Origin of the sequence: Brachymonas sp. J145, from assembly GCF_036312245.1 — a bacterium.
In the GTDB taxonomy this organism is placed as follows: Bacteria; Pseudomonadota; Gammaproteobacteria; order Burkholderiales; family Burkholderiaceae_C; genus Brachymonas; species Brachymonas wangyanguii.
The window spans coordinates 28,630-51,560 of the sequence record NZ_JAZDCI010000009.1 but is presented as its reverse complement, the minus strand read 5'-3'; the positions used below and the strand labels follow the sequence as shown (position 1 = coordinate 51,560).

26 protein-coding genes are annotated in these 22,931 nt (G+C 62.9%); 15 read left to right on the top strand and 11 right to left on the bottom strand.

Annotation, left to right across the window (positions count from 1 at the left end; all coding sequences use genetic code 11):
• Positions 1–5: 5 nt before the first annotated feature.
• From V1261_RS08890 to V1261_RS08850, 9 genes are all read left to right on the top strand, one after another.
• Positions 6–974 carry a Tim44 domain-containing protein gene (locus V1261_RS08890; RefSeq protein ID WP_329771379.1) on the top strand — a complete coding sequence of 323 codons (969 nt, stop codon included), beginning with the start codon at positions 6–8 and terminating at the stop codon, positions 972–974.
• Positions 975–1,066: 92 nt separating this feature from the next.
• Positions 1,067–1,645, top strand: a complete 579-nt coding sequence (locus V1261_RS08885; protein ID WP_329771378.1) for a ubiquinone biosynthesis accessory factor UbiJ — start codon at positions 1,067–1,069, stop codon at positions 1,643–1,645.
• Positions 1,642–3,237 carry a ubiquinone biosynthesis regulatory protein kinase UbiB gene (gene ubiB, locus V1261_RS08880; RefSeq protein WP_329771377.1) on the top strand — a complete coding sequence of 532 codons (1,596 nt, stop codon included), beginning with the start codon at positions 1,642–1,644 and terminating at the stop codon, positions 3,235–3,237. Before V1261_RS08885 ends, ubiB begins: the two co-directional genes overlap by 4 nt.
• Before the next feature lie 151 nt (positions 3,238–3,388).
• A complete protein-coding gene (locus tag V1261_RS08875) occupies positions 3,389–4,858 on the top strand; it encodes a high affinity choline transporter 1 (protein WP_329771376.1) in 1,470 nt (489 codons plus the stop codon).
• A gap of 109 nt (positions 4,859–4,967) precedes the next feature.
• Positions 4,968–5,246, top strand: a complete 279-nt coding sequence (locus V1261_RS08870; protein WP_329771375.1) for an FmdB family zinc ribbon protein — start codon at positions 4,968–4,970, stop codon at positions 5,244–5,246.
• A 74-nt stretch (positions 5,247–5,320) separates the two neighbouring features.
• Positions 5,321–7,129: an aspartate--tRNA ligase gene (aspS, locus tag V1261_RS08865; protein WP_329771374.1), complete on the top strand. Its 1,809-nt coding sequence runs from the start codon at positions 5,321–5,323 to the stop codon at positions 7,127–7,129.
• Positions 7,130–7,141: 12 nt separating this feature from the next.
• Positions 7,142–7,936, top strand: coding sequence for an endonuclease/exonuclease/phosphatase family protein (locus tag V1261_RS08860; RefSeq protein ID WP_329771373.1), 795 nt, complete (start codon positions 7,142–7,144; stop codon positions 7,934–7,936).
• A 104-nt stretch (positions 7,937–8,040) separates the two neighbouring features.
• Entirely contained in the window at positions 8,041–8,748 is a 708-nt protein-coding gene (gene folE, locus V1261_RS08855) for a GTP cyclohydrolase I (protein ID WP_329771372.1), read from the top strand.
• A gap of 29 nt (positions 8,749–8,777) precedes the next feature.
• Entirely contained in the window at positions 8,778–9,200 is a 423-nt protein-coding gene (locus V1261_RS08850; RefSeq protein ID WP_329771371.1) for a BLUF domain-containing protein, read from the top strand.
• Positions 9,201–9,283: 83 nt separating this feature from the next.
• On the opposite strand, the gene V1261_RS08845 is transcribed toward V1261_RS08850, so the two are convergent.
• From V1261_RS08845 to V1261_RS08830, 4 genes are all read right to left on the bottom strand, one after another.
• The gene (locus V1261_RS08845; protein WP_329771370.1) at positions 9,284–9,997 is read right to left on the bottom strand and encodes a hypothetical protein; all 714 of its coding nucleotides are present in this window, start codon (positions 9,995–9,997) and stop codon (positions 9,284–9,286) included.
• A complete protein-coding gene (locus V1261_RS08840) occupies positions 9,987–10,367 on the bottom strand; it encodes a hypothetical protein (protein WP_329771369.1) in 381 nt (126 codons plus the stop codon). The genes V1261_RS08845 and V1261_RS08840 overlap by 11 nt, the downstream gene beginning before the upstream one ends.
• A gap of 192 nt (positions 10,368–10,559) precedes the next feature.
• A complete protein-coding gene (locus V1261_RS08835; RefSeq protein WP_329771368.1) occupies positions 10,560–10,928 on the bottom strand; it encodes an ElaB/YgaM/YqjD family protein in 369 nt (122 codons plus the stop codon).
• Positions 10,929–11,027: 99 nt separating this feature from the next.
• Positions 11,028–12,392, bottom strand: coding sequence for a sensor histidine kinase (locus tag V1261_RS08830; RefSeq protein ID WP_329771367.1), 1,365 nt, complete (start codon positions 12,390–12,392; stop codon positions 11,028–11,030).
• A 119-nt stretch (positions 12,393–12,511) separates the two neighbouring features.
• Here V1261_RS08830 and V1261_RS08825 point away from each other — a divergent pair, with 119 nt between their 5' ends.
• The gene (locus tag V1261_RS08825) at positions 12,512–13,144 is read left to right on the top strand and encodes a response regulator transcription factor (protein WP_329771366.1); all 633 of its coding nucleotides are present in this window, start codon (positions 12,512–12,514) and stop codon (positions 13,142–13,144) included.
• A 40-nt stretch (positions 13,145–13,184) separates the two neighbouring features.
• Here V1261_RS08825 and V1261_RS08820 read toward each other — a convergent pair whose 3' ends face one another.
• From V1261_RS08820 to gpmA, 4 genes are all read right to left on the bottom strand, one after another.
• On the bottom strand, positions 13,185–13,556 hold the full coding sequence (locus V1261_RS08820) for a response regulator transcription factor (RefSeq protein WP_329771365.1): 372 nt from the start codon (positions 13,554–13,556) through the stop codon (positions 13,185–13,187).
• A 139-nt stretch (positions 13,557–13,695) separates the two neighbouring features.
• Positions 13,696–14,469, bottom strand: a complete 774-nt coding sequence (locus tag V1261_RS08815; RefSeq protein WP_329771364.1) for a HesA/MoeB/ThiF family protein — start codon at positions 14,467–14,469, stop codon at positions 13,696–13,698.
• Between the two features lie 8 nt (positions 14,470–14,477).
• Entirely contained in the window at positions 14,478–15,980 is a 1,503-nt protein-coding gene (locus V1261_RS08810) for a S41 family peptidase (RefSeq protein ID WP_329771363.1), read from the bottom strand.
• A 172-nt stretch (positions 15,981–16,152) separates the two neighbouring features.
• Positions 16,153–16,890 (bottom strand): 2,3-diphosphoglycerate-dependent phosphoglycerate mutase, encoded by a 738-nt coding sequence (gene gpmA, locus V1261_RS08805; protein WP_329771362.1) that lies wholly within the window; start codon positions 16,888–16,890, stop codon positions 16,153–16,155.
• A 147-nt stretch (positions 16,891–17,037) separates the two neighbouring features.
• On the opposite strand from gpmA, the gene V1261_RS08800 reads away from it, so the two are divergent.
• From V1261_RS08800 to V1261_RS08785, 4 genes are all read left to right on the top strand, one after another.
• On the top strand, positions 17,038–17,430 hold the full coding sequence (locus tag V1261_RS08800; RefSeq protein ID WP_329771361.1) for a rhodanese-like domain-containing protein: 393 nt from the start codon (positions 17,038–17,040) through the stop codon (positions 17,428–17,430).
• Between the two features lie 54 nt (positions 17,431–17,484).
• Positions 17,485–17,742 carry a glutaredoxin 3 gene (gene grxC / locus V1261_RS08795; protein ID WP_329771360.1) on the top strand — a complete coding sequence of 86 codons (258 nt, stop codon included), beginning with the start codon at positions 17,485–17,487 and terminating at the stop codon, positions 17,740–17,742.
• 82 nt (positions 17,743–17,824) lie between these two features.
• Positions 17,825–18,280 (top strand): protein-export chaperone SecB, encoded by a 456-nt coding sequence (gene secB / locus V1261_RS08790; protein WP_329771359.1) that lies wholly within the window; start codon positions 17,825–17,827, stop codon positions 18,278–18,280.
• A gap of 97 nt (positions 18,281–18,377) precedes the next feature.
• Positions 18,378–19,406 carry an NAD(P)H-dependent glycerol-3-phosphate dehydrogenase gene (locus tag V1261_RS08785; RefSeq protein WP_329771358.1) on the top strand — a complete coding sequence of 343 codons (1,029 nt, stop codon included), beginning with the start codon at positions 18,378–18,380 and terminating at the stop codon, positions 19,404–19,406.
• An 18-nt stretch (positions 19,407–19,424) separates the two neighbouring features.
• Here V1261_RS08785 and V1261_RS08780 read toward each other — a convergent pair whose 3' ends face one another.
• Positions 19,425–20,264: a segregation and condensation protein A gene (locus V1261_RS08780; RefSeq protein ID WP_329771431.1), complete on the bottom strand. Its 840-nt coding sequence runs from the start codon at positions 20,262–20,264 to the stop codon at positions 19,425–19,427.
• Positions 20,265–20,312: 48 nt separating this feature from the next.
• The gene (locus tag V1261_RS08775; RefSeq protein WP_329771357.1) at positions 20,313–20,519 is read right to left on the bottom strand and encodes a DUF3460 family protein; all 207 of its coding nucleotides are present in this window, start codon (positions 20,517–20,519) and stop codon (positions 20,313–20,315) included.
• Positions 20,520–20,636: 117 nt separating this feature from the next.
• Here V1261_RS08775 and bamE point away from each other — a divergent pair, with 117 nt between their 5' ends.
• The gene (bamE, locus tag V1261_RS08770; protein WP_329771356.1) at positions 20,637–21,167 is read left to right on the top strand and encodes an outer membrane protein assembly factor BamE domain-containing protein; all 531 of its coding nucleotides are present in this window, start codon (positions 20,637–20,639) and stop codon (positions 21,165–21,167) included.
• An 18-nt stretch (positions 21,168–21,185) separates the two neighbouring features.
• Here the strand turns inward: bamE and V1261_RS08765 are convergent, their stop codons facing one another.
• Positions 21,186–22,919 carry a SulP family inorganic anion transporter gene (locus V1261_RS08765; RefSeq protein WP_329771355.1) on the bottom strand — a complete coding sequence of 578 codons (1,734 nt, stop codon included), beginning with the start codon at positions 22,917–22,919 and terminating at the stop codon, positions 21,186–21,188.
• Positions 22,920–22,931: the final 12 nt, after the last annotated feature.

Here is a 22,931-nt window from a genome sequence, read left to right as displayed (position 1 = left end):
CCTTTATGCGACGACTACCGACCATCCTGCTGGCACTGACGCTGGCCCTGACCAGTGTTCACGCCGAAGCCAAGCGCATGGGCGGTGGCAAGTCCATGGGACGCCAGTCTTCCAACGTGACGCAGCAGCAGTCCACCACGCCTCCGGGCGGCGCTGCGCAGGGTACGGCCACGCAGCAGGCGCAACAGCCTGGCCGCCAGGCCAACCAGACGGCACCGGCTGCCAATGCGGCGCCCAAGCGTCCGTGGGCTGGCATGCTGGGCGGCCTGGCCGCTGGTCTGGGCCTGGCCTGGCTGGCGAATGCGCTGGGCTTTGGCGAAGGCCTGGCCAACGTGATGCTGATCCTGCTGGCGGTGATGGCCGCCGTGGTGCTGTGGCGCCTGTTCCGCCGCAATGCGGCACCGGCTGCCCGTCCGGCCCAGGACCTGGCCTACCAGGGTGCCGCCCAGGCACCGCGCAGCTACAACCCGAAGAACGTCGGCAATGACGCCTCGGCCCGCCCGTGGGAAAGCCAGGGTAGCAATTTCCAGGCCAGCCAGCCGGCCGCTGGTGGCAGCATGATCGGTTCGGCTCTGTCTGGTTCGCAGAACTGGGGCGTGCCGGCCGGTTTTGACATCGACGGTTTCCTGACCGCTGCCAAGCGCAACTTCAACACGCTGCAGGACGCCTGGGATCGTGCCGATGCCAGCAGCCTGCGCGCCATGATGACTGACGAGATGCTGGCTGAAGTGCGCCAGCAACTGGCCGAGCGTGAAGCGGAAGGCCGTACCAGCAAGACCGTGGTCGAGAAGCTGGACGCCCAGCTGCTGGGTATCGAGGAAACCGCTGACGACTACCTGGCCAGCATCGAGTTCTCCGGTATGGTGAACGAGGATGATTCCGGCCTGAGCCCGTTCCGCGAAGTCTGGAACATGAGCAAATCCAAGTCCGGCCAGAGCGGCTGGCTGGTGGCTGGCATCCAGTCGATGCAGTAAATGGTCCGGATCGTGGCGCAAGGCCACGGTTTGTGACACGGCAGCACGCCCGAGGCGGCAGCTGCCATCAAAATCAGGGAGAATGGGGGACTATGGAAACACCACAGTCCCCCTTTTCCTTTCTTGGCCGTCTGGCCGATTCCGCGTCCGGCCTGCTGGACAAGTTTTCCCTGCCTGAAGGCCTGGTGAATGAGCTGCAGCGCCGCGTCGTGCTGGTGCTCAACCATGTCGTGATGCAGGAGCCTGAAGCGCAGCAGCGCCTGCTGCGCCAGAAAGGCCGCATCGTGCTGGCCCAGTGGCGCCAGTTCGACATGCGCCTGCAGATCACGCCGGCCGGCTTGTTCGACCTGGCTGATACTGCTGGTTCGCCCGACCTGGTGATTACTGTCGATCAGGGTTCACCGCTGGATCTGGCCAGGACCGCGATCCAGGGCGGCAAGCCGGCGGTGCGCATCGAAGGCGATGTACAACTGGCCGCCGAGATCAACTGGATGGCGGATCATCTGCGCTGGGACGTCGAGGAAGATCTGGCGCGCGTGATCGGTGATGTGCCGGCACATACGCTGGCGCGCGTGGGCCGCAGCGTGGCCGATGCGGCACGTGGCGTGATCGGCAAGGTGGTGCCGGGTGCTGATGCTGCTGATACACTGAAGCAGGGCGGCGGGCAATGAAATTTGCACGTGGCCTGTACATCATCTGGGTCTTTTTCCGCTACGGTCTGGATGAGCTGCTGCTGACCAGCGTGCCGCACAAGGGCTTGCGCATGGTGTCGCGCGTGCTCACCGTGGGGCGCAAGCTGGAACAGCCGCGCGGCGTGCGCCTGCGCGTGGCGCTGCAGACGCTGGGCCCGATCTTCGTCAAGTTCGGCCAGGTGCTGTCAACGCGGCGCGACCTGCTGCCGCCAGATATTGCGAATGAGCTGGCCCTGCTGCAGGACCAGGTCGAACCGTTCCCGGCCGAGCAATCGGTGGCAATCATCGAGCGTTCGCTGCGCAAGCCGATCAACGTGCTGTTCACCGAGTTCGAACGTGAGCCGGTGGCCAGCGCCTCGATTGCGCAAGTGCACTTTGCCCGCATGCGCGATCGCCATGGCGTGGAACGCGAAGTCGCGGTCAAGGTGCTGCGTCCGGGCATGCACCAGGTGATCGGCAAGGACCTGAGCCTGATGCGCATGATGGCCGGCTGGGTCGAGCGCCTGAACGAGGACGGGCGCCGGCTGAAGCCGCGCGAGGTCGTGGCCGAATTCGACAAGTACCTGCACGACGAGCTGGATCTGGTGCGCGAGGCGGCCAATGCGGCACAGCTGCGCCGCAACATGGAAGGCCTGGATCTGGTGCTGATTCCGGAGATGTACTGGGAATGCATCACGCAGGATGTGCTGGTGATGGAGCGCATGCGTGGCATTCCGGTGAGCCAGACCGAGCGCCTGCGCGAGCTGGGCGTGGACATTCCGAAGCTGGCACGTGATGGCGTCAACATCTTCTTCACGCAGGTGTTCCGTGACGGTTTCTTCCATGCTGACATGCACCCGGGCAACCTGCTGGTCAGTGTCGAGCCGGCCACGTTTGGCCGCTTCATCCTGCTGGACTTTGGCATCGTTGGCACACTGACCGAGTACGACAAGGAATACCTGGCGCAGAACTTCACTGCCTTTTTCCGCCGTGACTACAAGCGTGTGGCCGAGTTGCACGTGGAAAGTGGCTGGGCTCCCGCCACGACGCGTATCGACGAGCTGGAAGCTGCCGTGCGCGGCGTCTGCGAGCCGTACTTTGACCGTCCGCTGAGCGAGATTTCGCTGGGCATGGTGCTGATGCGCCTGTTCCAGACCTCGCGCCGTTTCCAGGTGGAGATCCAGCCGCAGCTGACGCTGCTGCAGAAGACGCTGCTCAACGTCGAAGGTCTGGGCCGCGACATGGATCCGAACCTGGACCTGTGGAGTACCGCCAAGCCCTTCCTTGAAAAGTGGATGATGGAGCAGATGGGGCCGAAGCGTTTCATCGAGGAGCTCAAGCGCGAAGCCCCGTCGTACGCACGCCTGCTGCCCGAGCTGCCGGTGCTGCTGAGCCGCTTCCTGCGCGAGCAGGGCAAGCCGGCGCAACAGCAGGCCCTGCAGCAACAGCAGAAAGAGCTGCTCGCTCTGCTGAAGGAGCAGCGCCAGACCAATCGCCTGCTGCAGGCAGTGCTGTACGGCGCGATCGGCTTTGGACTGGGCCTGCTGGTGATGCAGCTCCTGCCGCACCTGGGCCTGATTTTCCGCCTGTAAGCGGCCGCGACAACTGTCGCAAATATGCTGCAGTTGGCAGCATGAATGCACCACTGACCACGGTCCGGACTGGTTTCTGCCTGTCCGGACCTTTCTTTGCCCGGATAATGCGCAGCATGGAAATCAGGCCTGACGTCTGAGGGATAACTACATGCTGCTTTTTCTTGTCTTTTTGTACCTGGCGGTGACCATCGGCATTGGCCTGTATGCCGCGCGCCGCGTGAAGAACACGGCCGACTTTGCCGTGGCCGGCCGCAACCTGCCGCTGACCATGATCATCACGCTGACCTTTGCCACCTGGTTCGGCTCCGAGCTGGTGCTGGGGATTCCGGCCAAGTTCATGCAGGACGGCATGGGCGGCATCGTGGAAGACCCGTTTGGCGCCGGCATGTGCCTGATCCTGGTTGGCGTGTTCTTTGCTGCGCGCCTGTACAAGATGGATCTGCTGACCATCAGCGACTACTACAAGGTACGTTACGGCACCTTTGTCGAGGTGTTCTGCTCGATCCTGATCATGATCAGCTACCTGGGCTGGGTCTCGGCGCAGGTGGTGGCGCTGGGTCTGGTGTTCAACCTGCTGTCGAACGACCTGATTTCGGTGCCCTGGGGCATGGCGCTGGGCATGGTGTCCATCCTGGCCTATACCCTGATTGGCGGCATGTGGTCGGTGGCCGTGACCGATTTCGTGCAGATGATCGTACTGATCGTCGGTCTGCTGCTGCTGGCCTATTTCGCCAGCGACATGGCAGGCGGCCTGGAGCCGGTGCTGGAGTTGGCTTCCAGCAGGGATCTGCTGCGCTTCTGGCCCGAGCCGACCTATGGCGAAATGCTGGCCTTTTTTGCTGCGGCCATCACCATGATGCTGGGCTCGATTCCGCAGCAGGACGTGTTCCAGCGCGTGATGTCGGCGCGTGACGTGCGTGCCGCCACCATCGGTCCGGTGATTGGCGGCAGCATGTACATCCTGTTTGCCTTCGTGCCGATTTTCCTGGTGGCGACGGCACTGATCGTCATGCCCGAACAGGCCGAGGCGCTGATTGCCGACGATCCGCAGAAGGTGCTGCCAACGCTGGTGATGGAGAAGATGCCGTTTGCGATGCAGGTGGTGTTCTTTGGCGCGCTGCTGTCGGCGATCAAGTCCTGTGCCTCGGCCACGCTGCTGGCGCCCACGACTACCTTCGTTGAAAACATCTTGCGCCATTTCGTGCAGATGGATGACCGCGCTACGCTCAAGGCGATGCGCTGGGCGGTGCTGGGCTTCTCCGCCATCGTGCTGGCCTACGCGATTGCGATGGAAGGCACCTCGATCTACGAGATGGTGTCCGGTGCCTACCAGGTGCCGCTGGTGGGGGCCTTCATCCCGCTGACCTTTGGCCTGTACTGGAAGCGGGCCACCAGCCAGGGCGGTATCGCCGCCTGCGTGCTGGGTGTCGGCGTCTGGCTGCTGTTCATGTTCATGCCGGGCTGGGACGCCGCGTTCCCGCAGCAGCTGGCCGGTGTGCTGGCTTCGCTGTTCGGCATGCTGGCGGGCTCGCTGCTGCCGCAGTGGGTGCCCAATATGCAGGGCCACGTGCCGCACTTTGAAGGCACGCCGCCGCAGGAAGGCCGCCTGATTGCCTGAGTACACTGCTGCGCTGCGGGAGTAGTGCGGCAGTTTTCGTCCCAGACTTTATAATCGAGAATGGCTTGCCTGCGCCGCAGGCTCCGCTTTTTCCGTATCTGATAGTTCCATGCCGATTTATGCCTATGGCTGCCAAGCGTGCGGCCACACTTTTGATGTGCTCCAGAAGATCAGCGATGCCCCGCTGACCACCTGTCCCCAGTGTTCCGCCGAGTCCCTGCAGAAGCAGGTGACTGCCGCCGGCTTCCAGCTCAAGGGTTCCGGCTGGTATGTGACCGATTTCCGCGGCGGCAGCAGTGGCAGTGCCGGCTCCCAGCCGGTGACCAGCAGCAGCGCGGCACCGGCAGCCTCCAGTGGTGGCAGCACCTCATCCTCCTCTACCGACTGAGTGCCGGCTGGCGCTTCGTCCCCAACACACAAACCAAGCATGTGCCCGTCACAACGGGCCAGAAAGACTGAAAAATGGCAATGCGTTCGATGTACTGCGGTCAGGTGACCGAGGCCCAGCTGGGCGAAACCGTGACCCTGTGTGGCTGGGTCAACCGCCGTCGTGACCATGGTGGCGTGATCTTCATCGACTTGCGTGACCGCGAGGGTTATGTGCAGGTGGTGTGCGATCCGGACCGTCCCGATATGTTCCAGGTGGCCGAAGACATCCGCAACGAGTTCTGCGTGCAGATCAAGGGCCTGGTGCGCGCGCGCCCCGAAGGCACGACCAACGACAACATCGCTTCCGGCAAGATCGAGGTGCTGTGCCATGAGCTGAACGTGCTGAATGCTTCTGTCACGCCGCCGTTCCAGCTGGACGACGACAACCTGAGCGAGACCACGCGCCTGACGCACCGTGTGCTGGACCTGCGTCGCCCCTACATGCAGCGCAACCTGATGCTGCGCTACAAGGTGGCGATGGAAGTGCGCAAGTTCCTGGATGCCAACGGCTTCATCGACATCGAGACGCCGATGCTGACCAAGAGCACGCCCGAAGGCGCGCGTGACTACCTGGTGCCGAGCCGCGTGCACGATGGCCATTTCTTTGCGCTGCCGCAGTCGCCGCAGCTGTTCAAGCAACTGCTGATGGTGGCCGGTTACGACCGCTACTACCAGATCACCAAGTGCTTCCGTGACGAAGACCTGCGCGCCGACCGCCAGCCCGAATTCACGCAGATCGACATCGAGACGTCTTTCCTGGGTGAAGAAGAGATCCGCGCGCTGTTCCAGGACATGATCAAGACGGTGTTCCGCAACACCATGGATGTGGATCTGGGCGAATTCCCCGTGATGCAGTTCTCCGAAGCGATGCACCGCTTTGGTTCCGACAAGCCGGACCTGCGCGTCAAGCTGGAATTCACCGAGCTGACCGATGTCATGGCCGATGTGGATTTCAAGGTGTTCAGCACGCCTGCTACCATGGGCGGTGGCCGCGTGGTGGCGCTGCGCGTACCGAACGGCAACCAGTTGACCCGTGGCGAGATCGACGGCTACACCGAGTTCGTCAAGATCTACGGCGCCAAGGGCCTGGCCTGGATCAAGGTCAACGAGAAGGCCAAGGGCCGCGAAGGCCTGCAGAGCCCGATCGTGAAGAATCTGCACGATGCCGCGCTGCAGGCGATCCTGGAGCGTACCGGTGCCAATGATGGCGACCTGATCTTCTTTGGCGCCGACAAGGCCAAGGTGGTCAACGACGCTATCGGCGCGCTGCGTCTGAAGATCGGCCACAGTGATTTCGGCAAGAACAACGGCCTGTTCGATGACCGCTGGGCACCGCTGTGGGTGGTGGACTTCCCGATGTTCGAATACGACGAAGAAGATGACCGCTGGAACGCCATGCACCATCCCTTCACTTCGCCGAAGGATGGTCACGAAGACTACATGGATAGCGACCCGTCCAAGTGCGTGGCCAAGGCCTACGACATGGTGTTGAACGGCTGGGAGCTGGGTGGCGGCTCGGTGCGTATCCATCGTGCCGAGGTGCAGAGCAAGGTGTTCAACGCGCTCAAGATCGGTCCGGAAGAAGCCCAGCTCAAGTTCGGCTTCCTGCTGGATGCGCTGCAGTACGGCGCACCGCCGCACGGTGGCCTGGCTTTCGGTCTGGATCGCCTGATCACGCTGATGACGCGTGCCGAATCGATCCGTGACGTGATCGCCTTCCCGAAGACGCAGCGCGCCCAGTGTCTGCTAACGCAGGCACCGAGCTCGGTGGACGAGAAGCAGCTGCGCGAGCTGCACATCCGCCTGCGCAACCCGGTCTCCACCGAGGCGCGCCAGGGCTGATCCAGCGCCGTCATGACGCCGCCGATTCCGACCGACCTGCCACGCGAGCAAGTGCTGCGCGTGGCCACCTACAACATCCACAAGGGTGTGCAGGGCATGGGTCCGATGAGTCGGCTCGAAATCCACAACCTGCAGCAGGCCATCCGTCAGCTCGACGCCGATGTGGTCTGCCTGCAGGAGGTGCGCAAGCTGAACCGCCAGTGGGAACGCAAGTTCAACGACTGGCCGCGCCAGAGCCAGGCCGACTTCCTGGCCGACACGCATTACCAGGCCGTGTATGTCACCAATGCCACCACCAAGCACGGCGAGCACGGCAATGCGCTGCTGACGCGCGGCGAGGTGGCACGGCACCAGCACGAGGACATGTCGGATCACCGTTTCGAGCAGCGCGGCCTGCTGCACAGCGAACTCACGCTGCGCGGCCGCTGCATCCACGTGATCGTGGTGCATCTGGGCCTGATTGCCGCCAGCCGTGTACGCCAGGTGCAGCAGCTGATCGACTTCGTGCTCCGCGAGATTCCCGAAGACGAGCCGCTGGTGATTGCCGGTGACTTCAACGACTGGGGCAAGCGCCTGACGCGTTTCATGGACCAGGCCGGCCTGTTGTGCGAGCATGGGCTGCCGGCTTACCGTACCTATCCGTCCACGCTGCCGCTGACTCAGCTCGACTTCATCTATTACCGTGGCCTGCAGATGCTGCGCCAGTTCGTGCCACAGAAGGCCACGCTGGAATCGACTACCGGTCTGCGTTCCTGGGCACGTCTGTCGGATCACCTGCCACTGGTGGCCGATTTCGTGCTCGAATAATAAATTTCAGCTGCCATTCGTCAGGGCTTGCTGGAATGCCGGCAGCCGGGGCAGGGTGGTGGTATGCTGCACTTTTGCCATTCTGTTGCGATTATCCTGAATCCATGACCACTCCCCAGCCTCCCCAAGACGAAGGGACACCGGTATCGGTGAAAATCCGCGAGCGCCTGCTGGCGGCCCGCAAGCGTTTCCACGCCAACGACAATATTGCCGACTACCTGCAGCCGGGTGAACTGGAACAGCTGCTGGACGAAGTCGAGCAGAAGATGCAGGGCGTGCTTGACAGCATGGTGATCGATACCGCCAACGACCACAACACCGACAACACGGCGCGCCGCGTGGCCAAGATGTACCTGAAGGAAGTCTTTGCCGGCCGCTACGTCAAGCCGCCGGTGCTGACCGAATTTCCCAACGCCGAGCACCTGAACGAGCTGATGATCGTCGGCCCGATCACGGTGCGCAGCGCCTGCTCGCACCACCTGGTGCCGGTGATCGGCAAGCTGTGGATTGGCGTGATGCCGAACGAGCACACCAACGTGATCGGCCTGTCCAAGTATGCGCGCCTGGCCGAGTGGGTCATGAGCCGCCCGCAGATCCAGGAGGAGGCAGTCATCCAGCTGGCCGACCTGATCCAGAAGAAGACCCATCCTGATGGCCTGGCGCTGGTGATGCAGGCCAGCCACTACTGCATGGCCTGGCGTGGCGTGAAGGACATGGACAGCAAGATGCTGAACTCGGTAATGCGTGGCGTGTTCCTGAAGGATCCCAACCTGCGCCGAGAATTCCTGTCGCTGATTCCGTTCAAGGACTGATTGTTTTCTGATTTTCCGGGAGAGAGACCATGCTGGTCAGATTGTTGTATGTAAGCCGTGCCACCCAGTCCACCACCGAGAGCCTGGAGGTGATCCTGCAGCGCGCGCGCCGGCACAATGCCGAGCATGGCATTACCGGCATCCTGTGCTACAGCAACAATATCTTCATGCAGCTGCTGGAAGGCAGCCGCGAGGAAGTCAACCGCCTGTACACCGAGATCCAGCGCAGCGTGCACCACACCGATGTGCAGCTGCTGCATTACGATGAAATCACCGAGCGCCAGTACCCGGGCTGGACCATGGGCCTGGTCGATATCGGCGAGCTCAACACCTCTGTCATCCTGAAATATTCCGAAGGTGCGGATTTCAATCCGTATGCCAACTCCGGCTGGATGTCGCTGGCGATGCTGGAGGAGCTGGCCGCCACGGCCCAGGTGGTGGGACGCGGCTGAGGCCGGTTCGTCCCGATCCGGGCAGCCATCAAAAAAGCGCCGTACCCGTCAGGGTCGGCGCTTTTGCTTGGGCGCAGGGACTCTCAGCCCGACGACTTGCCGTTGCGTAGCAGGCTGTCGGTGACCATGCCCCAGAGCGAAGACAGGCGCATGCGGCGGATTTCGCGGTTCATGCTCTTGCGTGCCATGTTGCGCGTGCGGTTCCAGCGCCAGGGGCGCAGTACGACCACGGCCGCGCCTACAGCGGCAGCAATCGCCAGTACCTGCAGCGGCTTGCGTTTGGCGTAGCGCTCCAGCAGCGGCGTGCCTACGGTGAGGGCGAGCTTGGCCGGATGGCGCGCCCACCAGGCCTGCAACAGCTGCTGGCCGGCGGCCAGTGCTGCGCCAGCAACCGGACCCAGATCGCGTTCCTGGAGCATGGCCAGTGGATTGCTGGTCGAGTTTGCCTGACGCGCCGCACGACGCTGACGGGAAGCAGGAGCCGGCTCTGCTGCTGCATCGGGCTGCGGCGGCCTGGCTGCCATGGCGGCGACAGGGCGGGGCTGGGCAGGGGGGGCCGCAGGCTCGGGTTCTGCCGGTGGCGCAGGCGGTGCCGATTCCGGCAGCGTGGCAGCGGTCTTGGGCAGGGAGGCATTCCAGGCCTTTTCCAGCTCCAGTAGGCGCTGCAGGTCAGGGTCGTCTTCGATCGAGACCGGGCGGTTCAGGCTGCGGCGCAGCTTGTACCGCGATAGTGCCAGGCGCAACTGTGGGGGCAGCGTATCGATGAACTGGAGTTGTTGCGGGGCTTTATCGGTCACGGCGTTCTCCTGCGGCTTGCAGCAGTTCGACATCGGCGCTGAACTGGCGCTTGACTTCGGCCACTTCCATCTGGATCACGGATTTGCGCGTCATGGACCAGCCGATGACGGCCAGCAGCAGGAACAGGCAGGGCACGACGGCGAGAATCCAGTGGAAACTGCCTTGCAGCAGCCCCAGCATCAGGGCGGTACCACCCAGGATCAGGAACAGCAGCATGCCAATGGCCAGTAGAACCCATCCGATCAGGACATGGACCAGATTGGATGCGGCACCACGGGTTTCCTGCTTGAACAGGTCCAGATAATTGTGCAGGTGATCGATGATCAGTTCCGGACGCTTGATCATCACCTTGAGCAGAGGGTGAAGCATAGGGGCAGCGGGGGTAGGGTTCCGGAAGCGCACCAGCCTGGCGTGGCTGGCGCAAGAAAAAGACCGCAGGTGCAACGTACAGGGCATGAGCCCAGTACCGCAGGCTGCGGTCTGGTGGACTGGCCAGATTGCCGGGAAGTGCTCAGGCCATCAGGAGACGGACTGGCAGGTCACGGCAGTCAGGATGCCAGATCAGTCGCGACCACGCAGCATCAGCAGGACGGCAGCCGTCAGGGCACCCACGCCTGCGGCGATGGCGACCGACTTCAGCGGCTGTTCTTCCACATAGTGGCTGGTGACGTCAGCAGCGTGCTGAACCTGGCGCTTGGCGCGGTCACGCGTTTCGCCGGCCTTTTCCATGCCGACGCGGGCGTACTCGTGGGCACGCTGGTTCAGCTGGTCGATGGCCTCACCTGCGCGCGAACGGGCAGCTGTCAGGCGCTCGCTCGCGTTGTCCAGCACGTTGCTGGCAGTACGCAGGGTCTTGTCAGCAGCTTCCTGGGTGGTGCTTGCAGCATCGTCGATCAGCTTGTCGGCAGAGGTTTGCAGGTTGTTTTCCATCGAAATCTCCTTAAGTGAGGGAAATGGGCTTGTCTGTATGTATATGGTACCTGCATCCGGGAGTTCAAGCGTAGTCGGGCCGTGACAAGACGTGTAGGACTATGCCGGACGCTCCTCCTGCGGCAGCTGCGCCGAGATGCGCGTGCCTTCGCCCGGTGCGGAATCGATCTTGATGCTGCCGCCCTGGGTCTCCACGCGGTAGCTCATGCCGGACAGACCGTGTGAGCCCGCAGGCAGCTGCTGGTTCGGATCAAAGCCTGCGCCATTGTCTTCCACCAGAATGCGCGCCATGGAGCCTTCGTCCGTCAGCGTGATGCGGACTTCGCTGGCCTTGGCGTATTTGCTGACGTTGGTCAGCGCTTCCTGGATCAGGCGGTAGACCGTCAGCGCCTTGTCCTTGTTCAGCGTGACGTAATCGAAATGCGTCACCACCTTCAGGCCGCTCTTCTCGGCATACTCGCGCGCCTGGATCTCCAGTGCCGGCACCAGGCCCAGGTTGCTGAGGGCGGAAGGTGACAGGTCCTCGATGATGCGGCGCTTGAGCGCGATGCCCTGGTTCAGCGTGTCGGTCAGGTGTTGGATGCGGCCTAGCAGCTCGCTGCTGTCGGGCAGCTGGCCTATGCGTGATTTCAGGCGTGCCACGTCCAGCTTGGCCGCGGTCAGCAGGGCGCCCAGTTCGTCATGCAGCTCGCGCGACAGGCGGGTACGCTCGTTCTCGCGTACCTGTTGCAGGTTGGCGGCCAGCATGCGCAGACTGGTGGTGCGCTCCTGCACCATCTGGTCCAGCTTGTTGCGTTCGTCGGCCAGCTGCTGGCGGACACTGGCCTCAAAGTCCTGGTGCTTGTAGGTTTCGCGCCAGAGCAGCAGGAACAGCACGATCACCAGCAGGATGGCGCTGCCCATGGTGATGCGGGTGGTGGTCAGCGACTCCTGCATGCGGGCTTCAAAGCGCTGGATGCGCAACGTATTGAAGCTGATCAGCTGCATGCCCTGGGCGCGAATCTGCGAGATCACGCGTTTCTTGTGCGGCGTTTCCGCAATCGAGATCCAGGCCTTTTCATGGCCAGCGAGGTGCAGTTCCAGCGTGTTGCGCATCAGCCGGTTTTTTTCGCGGATCAGGTTGCTCAGGGTCTGCATGCCCCTGCGGGTATTGATATTGCTGGCATCGGCTCCGGGGTGCGGGTCTTCAGCCAACAGGGATTCGATGCTGGCCAGTTGCTTCTCCATGTCCATCATGAAGGCCGTGAAATCGTTATGGAAGGCCTTGTCGCCGGTCAGCATGAAGCTGCGCTGGCTGGATTCGGCATTGGCCACGCCCAGCAGCAGGTTGGTGACCAGCACGTTGCTGCGCTGCGCATAGGTGGCGTCGCGGAAGGCAGCCTGGTTGCCACGGTAGGATATTTCATTCAGCAGCAGCATGCCGATGCAGGAAAGCAGCACCAGCACGGTCAGAATTTTTCGCATGCGCGGGCTGGGAGTCCAGTTGCCGCTTGAGTCTCGGGTTAACATCGTTCTCGGTAGAAGGTGGCAGATGCTGCCTTTATGTCTGCGAAAGCAGCGTTATTGGCAGGAGTACTTGCATCATGATCAAGGTAGGTATCGTAGACGACCACGCGATTGTTCGCGCAGGATTGCGCCAGTTTTTTTCCGAACAGGTGGATTTGCGCGTGGTAGGCGAGGCCGCCAGTGGCCGCGAGGCGATTGACCTGGTGCGCCAGCAGGAGCTGGACGTGCTGGTGATGGACCTGTCCATGCCGGAACAGAGCGGCATGGATGCGCTGGGCATGATCCGTGCCAAGGCCCCGGATCTGGGTGTGCTGATCCTCAGCGGCTATCCGGAAGAACATTACGCCACCAACCTGATCCGCCAGGGTGCCAGCGGCTTCCTGAACAAGGAGTGCGAGCCGGACGAGATCGTCACCGCCATCCGCACGATTGCCACCGGCAAGCGCTATATCAGCGCCAGCGTGGCGGATCTGCTGGCACAGCAGCTGGGCAAGTCCGGTGACGGTCTGCCGCACGAGCAGCTGTCCGAACGCGAGTTCCAGGTGTTCCTGAAACTGGCCAAGGGCGTGACGGCCAGTGATATCGCCGACGAGCTGTCGTTGAGCGTGAAGACGGTGAGTACCTACCGCACGCGGCTGATGGAGAAGATGAACCTCAGCACCAATAGTGACCTGACCTATTACGCGCTGAAAAACCGTCTGATCGATTGAGCTGCAGGGTAGGGCGCTGCGCGTGCCGCAGCGCCGGCGCTCAATTGGCGATCTCGACAAAATAGTCGATCAGTGCGTCGATTTCCCTCGACTTGTCAAAGAAGCGATCCACACCGAGCTGGAAGCAGCGTTCGCGCACGTCCTCGTTGGCGTAGTTGCTGAACACCACCATCTTCTTGTCGATCGGCCTGTCCTTGCAGGCCTCGATCACGCCGATGCCGCTGCCCTCCTTGAGGAACAGGTCGACAATGGCGACATCCCACTCCGGCAGATGCTGGCTCAGCCAGTTCACGCCTTCCTGCTCGGTTTCGGCTACCCCGACCGTTTCTACGGCGGCGAGCTCTTCCAGGGTGTCGACCAGGTTGTCACGAATGACGGGATTGTCTTCGACGATGAAGATTTTGAGTCCCACGGCTATCTCGGGTTGGTACTGCTGCAATATGGGGATGGTCATGGTGTGGTTGGATCAGAACGGACAACAGTGTTGTCCACGGTCACCATGATCACCTCTATAAAAATGAAAGTATGCCAGTAATGCGGCCCTGGACGTGTCAGACGATTCCGACATCGTGTAACGCCGCCGTGCCACAGACCGGGCAATGTGGGCGGCGCTGCAGGCCGATCGGCATGAAGGACATGCGCAGGGCGTCCAGCAGCAGCATGGAACGGTGCAGCTCGCTGTCGATACCGAGCAGCAGCTTGAGGGCTTCGGCGGCCTCGATGCAGCCGACGATGCCGACAATCGGTGCAAACACGCCCATGGTGGCGCAGCGTTCTTCCTCTGGCGGATGGGCCGGATCGAAGGTGCAGGCATAGCAGGGGCTGACGGCGTCGTGGGCGGCGCGCACGCCCATTTGTGCTTGGAAGCGGATGGCTGCGCCCCAGACCAGATGCGTCCCCTGGGCGACGCAGGCCTGGTTCACCAGCTGGCGTGTGGCGAAGTTGTCGGTGCAGTCCAGCACCACATCGGCATCGGCTGCCAGCGCGTTGAGCAGGGCGGCATCGGCACGCTGGTGCAGCGCACGCACCTCGATGGTGGAGTTGACCTGTTGCATGGCCTGGCGCACCGACAGCGTCTTTTCCATGCCGACACGCTGTTCGGTATGGGCGATCTGGCGCTGCAGATTGGTCAGGTCGACCGTGTCGTGATCCACCAGCGTGATACGGCCGACGCCGGCGCTGGCCAGGTAGAGTGCTGCCGGCGAACCGAGACCGCCAGCACCGATGATCACCACATGGGCGTCCAGCAGTTTCTGCTGCCCGTCCACGTCGATTTCGGGCAGCAGGATATGGCGCGAATAGCGCAGCAGCTGGCTGTCATCCATGGCTGGAATCAGCGCGAGGCAGGCGTGCTGGCGGGCTTGGCGCTGTCGCTGCCGGGAGACTCGTTGTTCTCTTCAGGCTCGCGTACCTTCTGTGTCTTGCTGACCTGGACCGGCTGGCCCTTGAGCTGGTTCAGCGCCTGGATCAGCGGGAAATCCTTCTCGCTGCCGTACTCGGGCAGGCGCAGCTCTTCCGGCTTTTTCTTCGAGTCGGCCTCGAGCTGTTTCAGGGCTTCGTCGCGCGCTTCCTCGCGTGCCTTTTCGGCCGCCGGGTCGAGCTTGTCAGCGCCGGACTGGCCGTTGCTGATGTGGTGATCCAGGTCGGCTTCACGCATGCGCAGGGCGGCGTAACGCGTGCCTTCGGCGGTTTCGTCCACCATCACGTCAGGCACGATGCCGGTGGCCTGGATCGCCTTGCCGGTGGGCGTGTAGTAGCGCGCGGTGGTGATCTTCAGTCCGGTATCCGGGCCCAGCGGGCGCACGGTCTGCACCGAGCCCTTGCCAAAGGTCTGGCTGCCCATGATGGTGGCGCGCTTGTAATCCTGCAGGGCGCCGGCCACGATCTCGCTGGCCGAGGCCGAGCCTTCGTTCACGAGTACCACCAGCGGCACATTCTTCAGGGCTTCAGGCAGTTCCTTCAGCGGATCCGTGGCGGTCAGCGTGCGCACATAGTCCTGCGGTACGGCACGATAGGTCTGGTTGCTTTCGGGGATCTGGCCCTTGGTGCTGACGATCACCTTGCCTTCGGGCAGGAAGGCCGCCGAGATGGCGATGGCAGCATCAAGCAGGCCACCCGGGTCATTGCGCAGGTCCAGCACCAGGCCCTTGAGGTTCGGGTCTGCGGCGTAGAGCTCGTTCACCTTGCGCACGAAATCGGGCACGGTACGTTCCTGGAACTGCGTCAGGCGCACCCAGCCGTAGCCGGGCTCGATCATCTTGCTGCGTACCGATTGCGTGCGGATCTCGGCACGCGTGATGGTGACCGGGAAGGTGCGGCTTTCGGCCTTGCGCCAGACGGTCAATACGACCTTGGTGTTGGCTTCGCCGCGCATGCGCTTGACGGCATCGCTGAGCGACATGCCGCGCACCGCCTTGTCGTCGACGCGCGTGATCAGGTCGCCGGCCTGGATGCCGGCCTTGTCGGCCGGGGAGCCTTCAATCGGGGACACGACCTTGATCAGGCCGTCTTCCTGCGTGATCTCGATGCCGACACCGACGAACTTGCCGGAGGTGCTTTCGCGGAATTCCTTGTAGGCCTTCTTGTCGTAGTACTGGGAGTGCGGATCCAGACCGGACACCATGCCGGAAATGGCATCGGTGATCAGCTTCTTGTCGTCCACGGGCTCTACATAGCTGTTCTTGACCATGCCGAAGACGGCAGCCAGCTGCTGCAGCTCTTCAAGCGGCAACGGATCAGTCGTGCCGCGCGCCAGCGACTGTACCGAAACGGTAGCCATGGCACCCGCCAGGATGCCGGCGGAAACCCAGCCTGCCGCTTTCAACTTGGAACCCATGTATGCCCTCTCCTGTGGGGGAAATGTCTTTCGTGCAGGACTGACAGCAGGCTGTCAGTCAATCGCACCACTATACACGCTGCTTAAAAACCACAGGGCATGCACGCACCGACAGTTGTAACGCATCGTCAGGCGGGCATGCCCGGTGGCATGAAGCACAGCGCTTGGCTGTTTACTTGTTGGCGCCCTGGGCAGCCACGGCCTTGGCGGCTGCTTCGGCAGCGGCGGCATCGCCGAGGTAGTAGTGGCGGATCGGCTTGAGGTTTTCGTCCAGCTCGTACACCAGCGGGATGCCGTTGGGGATGTTCAGGCCGACGATCTCGGTTTCGGAGATGTCATCCAGGTACTTGATCAGGGCACGGATCGAGTTGCCGTGGGCGGCGATGACCACACGCTTGCCGGAGGTGATGGCAGGTGCGATGGACTCGTTCCAGAACGGCAGCACGCGCGCCACGGTGTCCTTCAGGCACTCGGTCAGCGGCACGTCGATGCCTTCGTAGCGGCGGTCGTCGCGTTCGCTGCGCGGATCATCGGCAGCCAGCGTCGGCGGCGGCGTGTCATAGCTGCGGCGCCAGACCAGCACCTGCTCATCACCGTATTTCTGCGCCGTCTCGGCCTTGTTCAGGCCCTGCAGGCCACCGTAGTGGCGCTCGTTCAGGCGCCAGGACTTGATCGTGGGCAGCCACTGGCAATCCATCGCGTCCAGGCAGTGCCACAGCGTGTGGATGGCGCGCTTGAGCACGCTGGTGTAGGCCAGGTCGAAATCGTAGCCGTTTTCACGCAGCAGCTTGCCAGCCTGCTGGGCCTGCTGCACGCCGGTGTCGGTCAGGTCGACATCGGTCCAGCCGGTGAAACGGTTTTCGAGGTTCCAGGTAGATTCGCCGTGGCGGATCAGGACGAGTTTGTACATGTCAGTGCTCACAATACAGGGGGGAACAGGGACTTTTCCGGGCGTTGTCACGCACGGGATAATCTACTATTTTAGAATCATCCTTGTCCTCTGGACATGTTTCACTCCCAAAAGAGGTTTTACGTGGATTTTTTGCTGAATAACTGGATGCTGGTCTTGGTTGCGCTGATGTCTGGTGGCATGCTGATCTGGCAGGTCAAGAATGGTGGCGGTGGCCAGGCTGGCCTGACTGTGGCCGATGCGGTGCAGAAGATGAACCGGGAAAAGGCCGTCATGGTCGATGTGCGTGACGCCGCCGAATACGGTGCTGAACGCATTGCCCAGTCCAAGCACGTGGCGCTGGCCGAACTAGCCGACAAGCTGCCGCAGGTGGTCAAGAACAAGAAGACCCCGGTGCTGTTCATCTGCTCCACCGGCATGCGCTCCGGCCGTGCCGCAGCCGTGGCGCGCAAGATGGGCTACGAGGAGTGCCATAACGTGGCCGGTGGCATGCGCAGCTGGAAAGCCGCCAACATGCCGCTGCAAGTCGCCAAGGCCTGATCCATGGGCCGGCCTGATGTGCCGGCTATCCCTTTTTCAAGAACAAGAAGACCGATGCAAGCTGTCACCATTTACACCACCCCGTATTGCCCGTATTGCGTCCGCGCCAAGATGCTGCTGGACGAGCGTGGCGTGACGGAACTCAACGAAATCCGTATCGACCAGGATCGTGAACTGCGCAAGCAGATGATCGAGCGCACCGGTCGCCGCACCGTGCCGCAGATCTATATCGGCGATCACCATGTCGGCGGCTGCGATGACCTGGTCGCGCTGGACCGCGAAGGCAAGCTGGAAGCCCTGCTGCAGGGCTGATGCCGGCTGCGCCGCGTCATGGCAGAACTGTCCCGAACAGCTGCCATAATGTTCTTTTACCGTAACCGCAAGGCAGATGACCATGGCAGAGACCGAGAACCAAGATCCCGTATTCAGCATTCAGCGCATGTACCTGAAGGAAGCATCGCTGGAGCAGCCCAATTCGCCCGCCATCCTGCTGGAGCAGGTGGCTCCTGGCGTGGACATCCAGCTCAGCGTAGGCAGTGAGCAGGTCGCTGACGGCATCTACGAAGTGGTGGTGACCGCCAACGTGCACACCAAGCTCGAGAGCCGCACCGTGTTCATGATCGAGGCGCGTCAGGCCGGCATCTTCGAGATCCGCAACCTGCCGGAAGAGCAGATGGGCGGCGTGCTCGGCGTGGCCTGCCCGCAGATCATCTACCCCTACCTGCGTGGCAACGTGGCTGACCTGATCCAGCGCGCCGGCTTCCCGCCCGTGCACCTGGCCGAGATCAACTTCCAGGCCATGTACGAGCACCAGCTGGCCGAGGCTGCCGAGCAGCCGCAAGTGCAATAATGGCAACCGGCGCAAGCCGGTGTTCCATGCTGTTCGGGGCGCTGCGGCGCCCTGAACTGTTTCTGCGTCGCGCTTGGCGGCGCTTCGGGAGAAAGGAATGAAGATTGCCGTCCTGGGCGCGGGCGCGTGGGGAACCGCCGTTGCCATCAGTGCCGCACAAGGCCACCACGTCGATCTGTGGACGCGCCAGCCAGCGCATGCCGAGGCGATGCGTACCGAAGGCGTGAACGTGCGCTACCTGCCGGGCATTCCGTTGCCGGAAGCGATCCGGGTACACGCGGGCCAGGCCACGGCTGCCGAGTTGCAGCAGCATGATCTGGTGATCGTGGCGACACCGACGGCGGCCTTGCGCGCACAGCTGCAGCAGCTGCGTGGCTGCCAGGTGCCGCTGGTCTGGCTCTGCAAGGGCTTCGAGCAGGTGCAGCCGGGCGCAGATTTTGGCCTGCTGCCGCATGAAGTGATGGCCGAAGTGGCGCCGGAGCTGCAGGCCGGCGTGCTGAGCGGCCCGAGTTTTGCCCAGGAAGTGGCGCACCAGCAGGCCACGGCGCTGGTGGTGGCAAGCCCGCAGGAAATAGTCTGCGAACGCGTGGTGGAAGCGCTGCACAACAGCACGCTGCGTGTCTACCGCAGCCAGGACTGGGTCGGCGTGGAAGTTGGCGGTGCGGTGAAGAACGTGCTGGCGATTGCCACTGGCGTGCTCGATGGACTGCGCGAATCCCTGGCACCGGGCCGGGCCGTACCCGGCCTGAATGCGCGTGCCGCCTTGCTGACACGCGGCCTGGCCGAGATGACGCGCCTGGGCGTGGCAATGGGGGCGCAGCCGGCTACTTTCATGGGCCTGAGCGGCATGGGTGACCTGGTGCTGACGGCCACTGGTGAGCTGAGTCGCAACCGCAAGGTCGGCCTGCTGCTGGCGCAGGGCATGAGTGCCGAGCAGGCGGTGCAAAGCCTGGGCCATGTGGCCGAAGGTGCCTACAGCGCGCGCACCGTGCTGGCGCGTGCGCAGACGCTGGGCGTGGACATGCCGATCACGCGCTGCGTGGTGGGCCTGCTGGATGGCAGCATCAACGCCGAACGCGCGGCGCGCTTCCTGATGGAGCGCGATGCCAAGACCGAGCACGAATAAGGCCGGCGGCGGGAAATATCAGCTTGGGGTAAAGGCCAGGCGCACGTAGATCGGCGCAAAGGCTTCGCCCTGGTTGATGTCGACCAGGCCTTCCTTGGCCAGTTCGAGCAGGGCGACAAAGGTGACGACCAGCACCGGTACGCCGAGTGAAGGGTCGAACAGTTCGCCAAACTCCAGGAAGCGTCGACCCTGCAATTGCTTGAGCACCAGGCTCATGTGCTCGCGCACACTGAGCTGTTCGCGGCCTATGCGGTGGTGCTGTACCAGCCGGGCGCGCTTGAGGATATCGGCCCAGGCCTGGCGCAAATCGTCCAGGTGCACGTCGGGAAAGCGCGGCTGCAGCGATTGCTCGATATGGCCATGGGCACGGAAGAAGTCGCGGCCGGCTTGCGGCACGGTAGCGAGCTGCGCCGCGGCCAGCTTGATGCGCTCATATTCCTGCAGGCGGCGCACCAGTTCGGCGCGCGGGTCTTCAGCTTCTTCGCCGTCGGCGGTCTTGCGTGGCGGCAGCAGCATGCGCGACTTGATCTCGATCAGCATGGCCGCCATCAGCAGGTATTCGGCGGCCAGCTCCAGGTTGCGGCTGCGGATTTCATCGACATATTCCAGGTATTGGCGCGTCACGGCGGCCATCGGAATATCGAGGATGTTGAAGTTCTGCTTGCGGATCAGGTAGAGCAGCAGGTCCAGCGGGCCCTCGAAGGCTTCGAGAAAGACCTCGAGCGCATCGGGCGGGATGTAGAGATCCTGCGGGACGGAAAACAGCGGTTCGCCATACAGCCGTGCCACGGCGATGTGGTCGACCACATCGGGCAGCTGCAGTTCGGGGTCAAGCGATACCTGACCCGCGTTGGACAGCGGGGTACTCACGCCAGCGGCAGACGGCAGGGGAGCCGTTGCGGGGTATCAGTCGGGATTGGTGCCGTAGACGTAGGGCTTTTGCGCCACGCGGCCGGCCTCGTACTGGGCACGGACTTCCGGATCCTGCTCACGATCCCACAGCAGGGAGCGGCCATGGCGCTGTTGCGCCTCCAGCTCGGGATTCTGCTTTTTCAGGGCATTGATGAATTCGGTAGCCTCGGAGCGGTAATCAGGGCGGCGGAACAGATACATGATGCGACAATCCAGAGAAAATGAGACGCGCAACCAGGCGCAATGTCCTGTATTTTACCGTTTCCCGCAGCGATTGCGGGCCATCGGGCGCTGAGCCCATCTGAAGGAGTGATTGACATGCGTTTCCCGTTCCGTTCTTCCCGTGGCTGGTGGCTGGGTGCCGCGGCTGCTACCTTGTGCAGCGTGCTGTTGCTGCAGGGTTGTGACAACGAGCGCATCACCACCACCGAAGAAGGCTTTACCACCGAGAACGAGGTCTATGCCAAATGGGGCCAGCCGGAAAACGTCTGGGATGGCGCGGAGGGTGAACGCATCCTGGAATACAACCGCCAGCCGCAGGGCGTGGTCAACTACATGATCAGCATTGGCCCGGATGGCAAGGTGACGGCGCTGCGCCAGGTGCTGACGCGCGTCAACTTCGAGAAGGTGCAGCCCGGCATGATGATGGAGGATGTGCGCCGCATGCTGGGCAAGCCGGCGAAGCAGACGACTTATCCGATCAAGGGCGAGACCGTGTATATCTGGCGCTTCCGCGAAGGTAATGCGCTGAGCAACCAGTTTGTCGTGACCTTTGACCGCGATTTGCGCGTGCTGTCAACCACCATCACCGACGACCCGATGGATCCGCACAGCCCGGACAAGTCCTGATCAGCCGAGTCTGGCGGTTCAGACCGGTATCGGGTCAGCAGCGGGCCCGGTATCTGCATGCTTCAGGGCCGAGGCCGGCAGCATGGCAGTGGCTTCACGTAGCGCGTCCTGCAGCCGGTCGGCATGGCGTACGCCATGGCGTTGCAGCAGTTGCACGCGCTGCACCATGTCCTGGGGCTGGCGCTTGATGCCACACAGGATCAGCGTGATGCCACGGTTGTGGCAGATCTTGGCCAGGTGCAGCAGTTCTTCGGCACCTGAACTGTCGAGGTAGATCACGCCATCCAGGTCCAGCACGACGACACGGCGTGGCAGCTGCTTTTCCAGATCCTGGATCAGCTTGACGGCACCGAAGAACAGTGCGCCGTGCAGCTGGCGTACCTGCATGTCGCCGGGGTTCCAGCGCGGGATGTCGCTGTATTGGCCGGGTTCTACCGTGTCGGCATAGGTCAGGCTGGAAATGCGGTAGATGAAGGTCAGGCAGGTAGCAACCAGGCCGACCTCGACCGCCACCGTCAGGTCGAACACCACGGTCAGCAGGAATACTGCCAGCAGCGTGATGCGGTAGGGCATGCGGTAGCTGCGCAGACGCGAGAACTCGCGCCACTGGCCGATGTTGAAGGCGGTGAACATCATGATCGCGGCCAGTGTCGGCAGCGGGATGTTGGCGGCCAGCGGGGCTGCCAGCAGCACGATCAGCAACAGCGCCAGCGCGTGCACCATGCCGGCAATCGGGCTGGTGGCACCACTGCGGAAGTTGGTGTAGGTGCGTGAAATCGTGCCGGCTGCCGGCATGCCGCCAAACAGCGGCGTGATGACGTTGGCCGTGCCTTGCGCCATCAGCTCCTGGTTCGGGTTGTGGCGCTCGTCGAGCAGGTTGTCGGCGACGCGCGCGCACAGCAGCGATTCGATGGCACACAGGATGGCCAGGGTCAGCGCCGGCATGAACAGGAAGCGCGTGGTTTCCCAGTCCATGGCGGGCAGCGTCATGCCCGGGAAATCGGCGGGAATGCCGCCAAAACGCGAGCCGATGGTCTCGACCGGCAGTTGCAAGACAGTGGTTGCCAGACTGCCGATGATCAGGGCGATGATGGTGCCGGGGATGATGTTCAGCTTGCCGCGCACGTTCGGCTGGTCTGGCCCGGAGGCCGGCATCAGGCGCTGCCAGCCCAACAGTACCAGCGAGGTGACCAGCGCCAGTCCGAGTGCGTAGTAGTTGACCGTGTGCAGGTGCGTCCAGAGCGTCGACACAATGCCGAAGAAGCCGCTCGGCATCTTCTCGATGCTGAGGCCGAGGAAATCGCGCAGCTGCGACAGGATGATCAGCGCTGCAATGCCGTTGGTAAAGCCGATCACCACCGCCACCGGAATGAAGCGGATCAGCGTGCCGAGCCGGAACAGCCCCATCAGGAACAGCATGATGCCGGACATCATGGTGGCGATCAGCAGGTTGGGAATGCCGTAGCGTTCGACGATGCCGTAGACGATCACGATGAAGGCGCTGGACGGCCCGCCGATCTGGATGCGGCAGCCGCTGAACAGCGCGATCAGGAAGCCGGCCATGATGGCGGTGATCAGTCCGGTGCCCGGTGGCAGGCCGCTGGCAATGGCAAAGGCCAGCGCCACCGGCAGCGTCATCAGGCCGACGGTGATGCCGGCCGTGGTGTCGTGCACCAGGCGCTCGCGGTTGTAGCCGCGCAGCGCGCGCAGGATGCTGGGCCGGAAGATCAGGATCGAGGAAGGCAGCTGCATGGTGGTACCCAG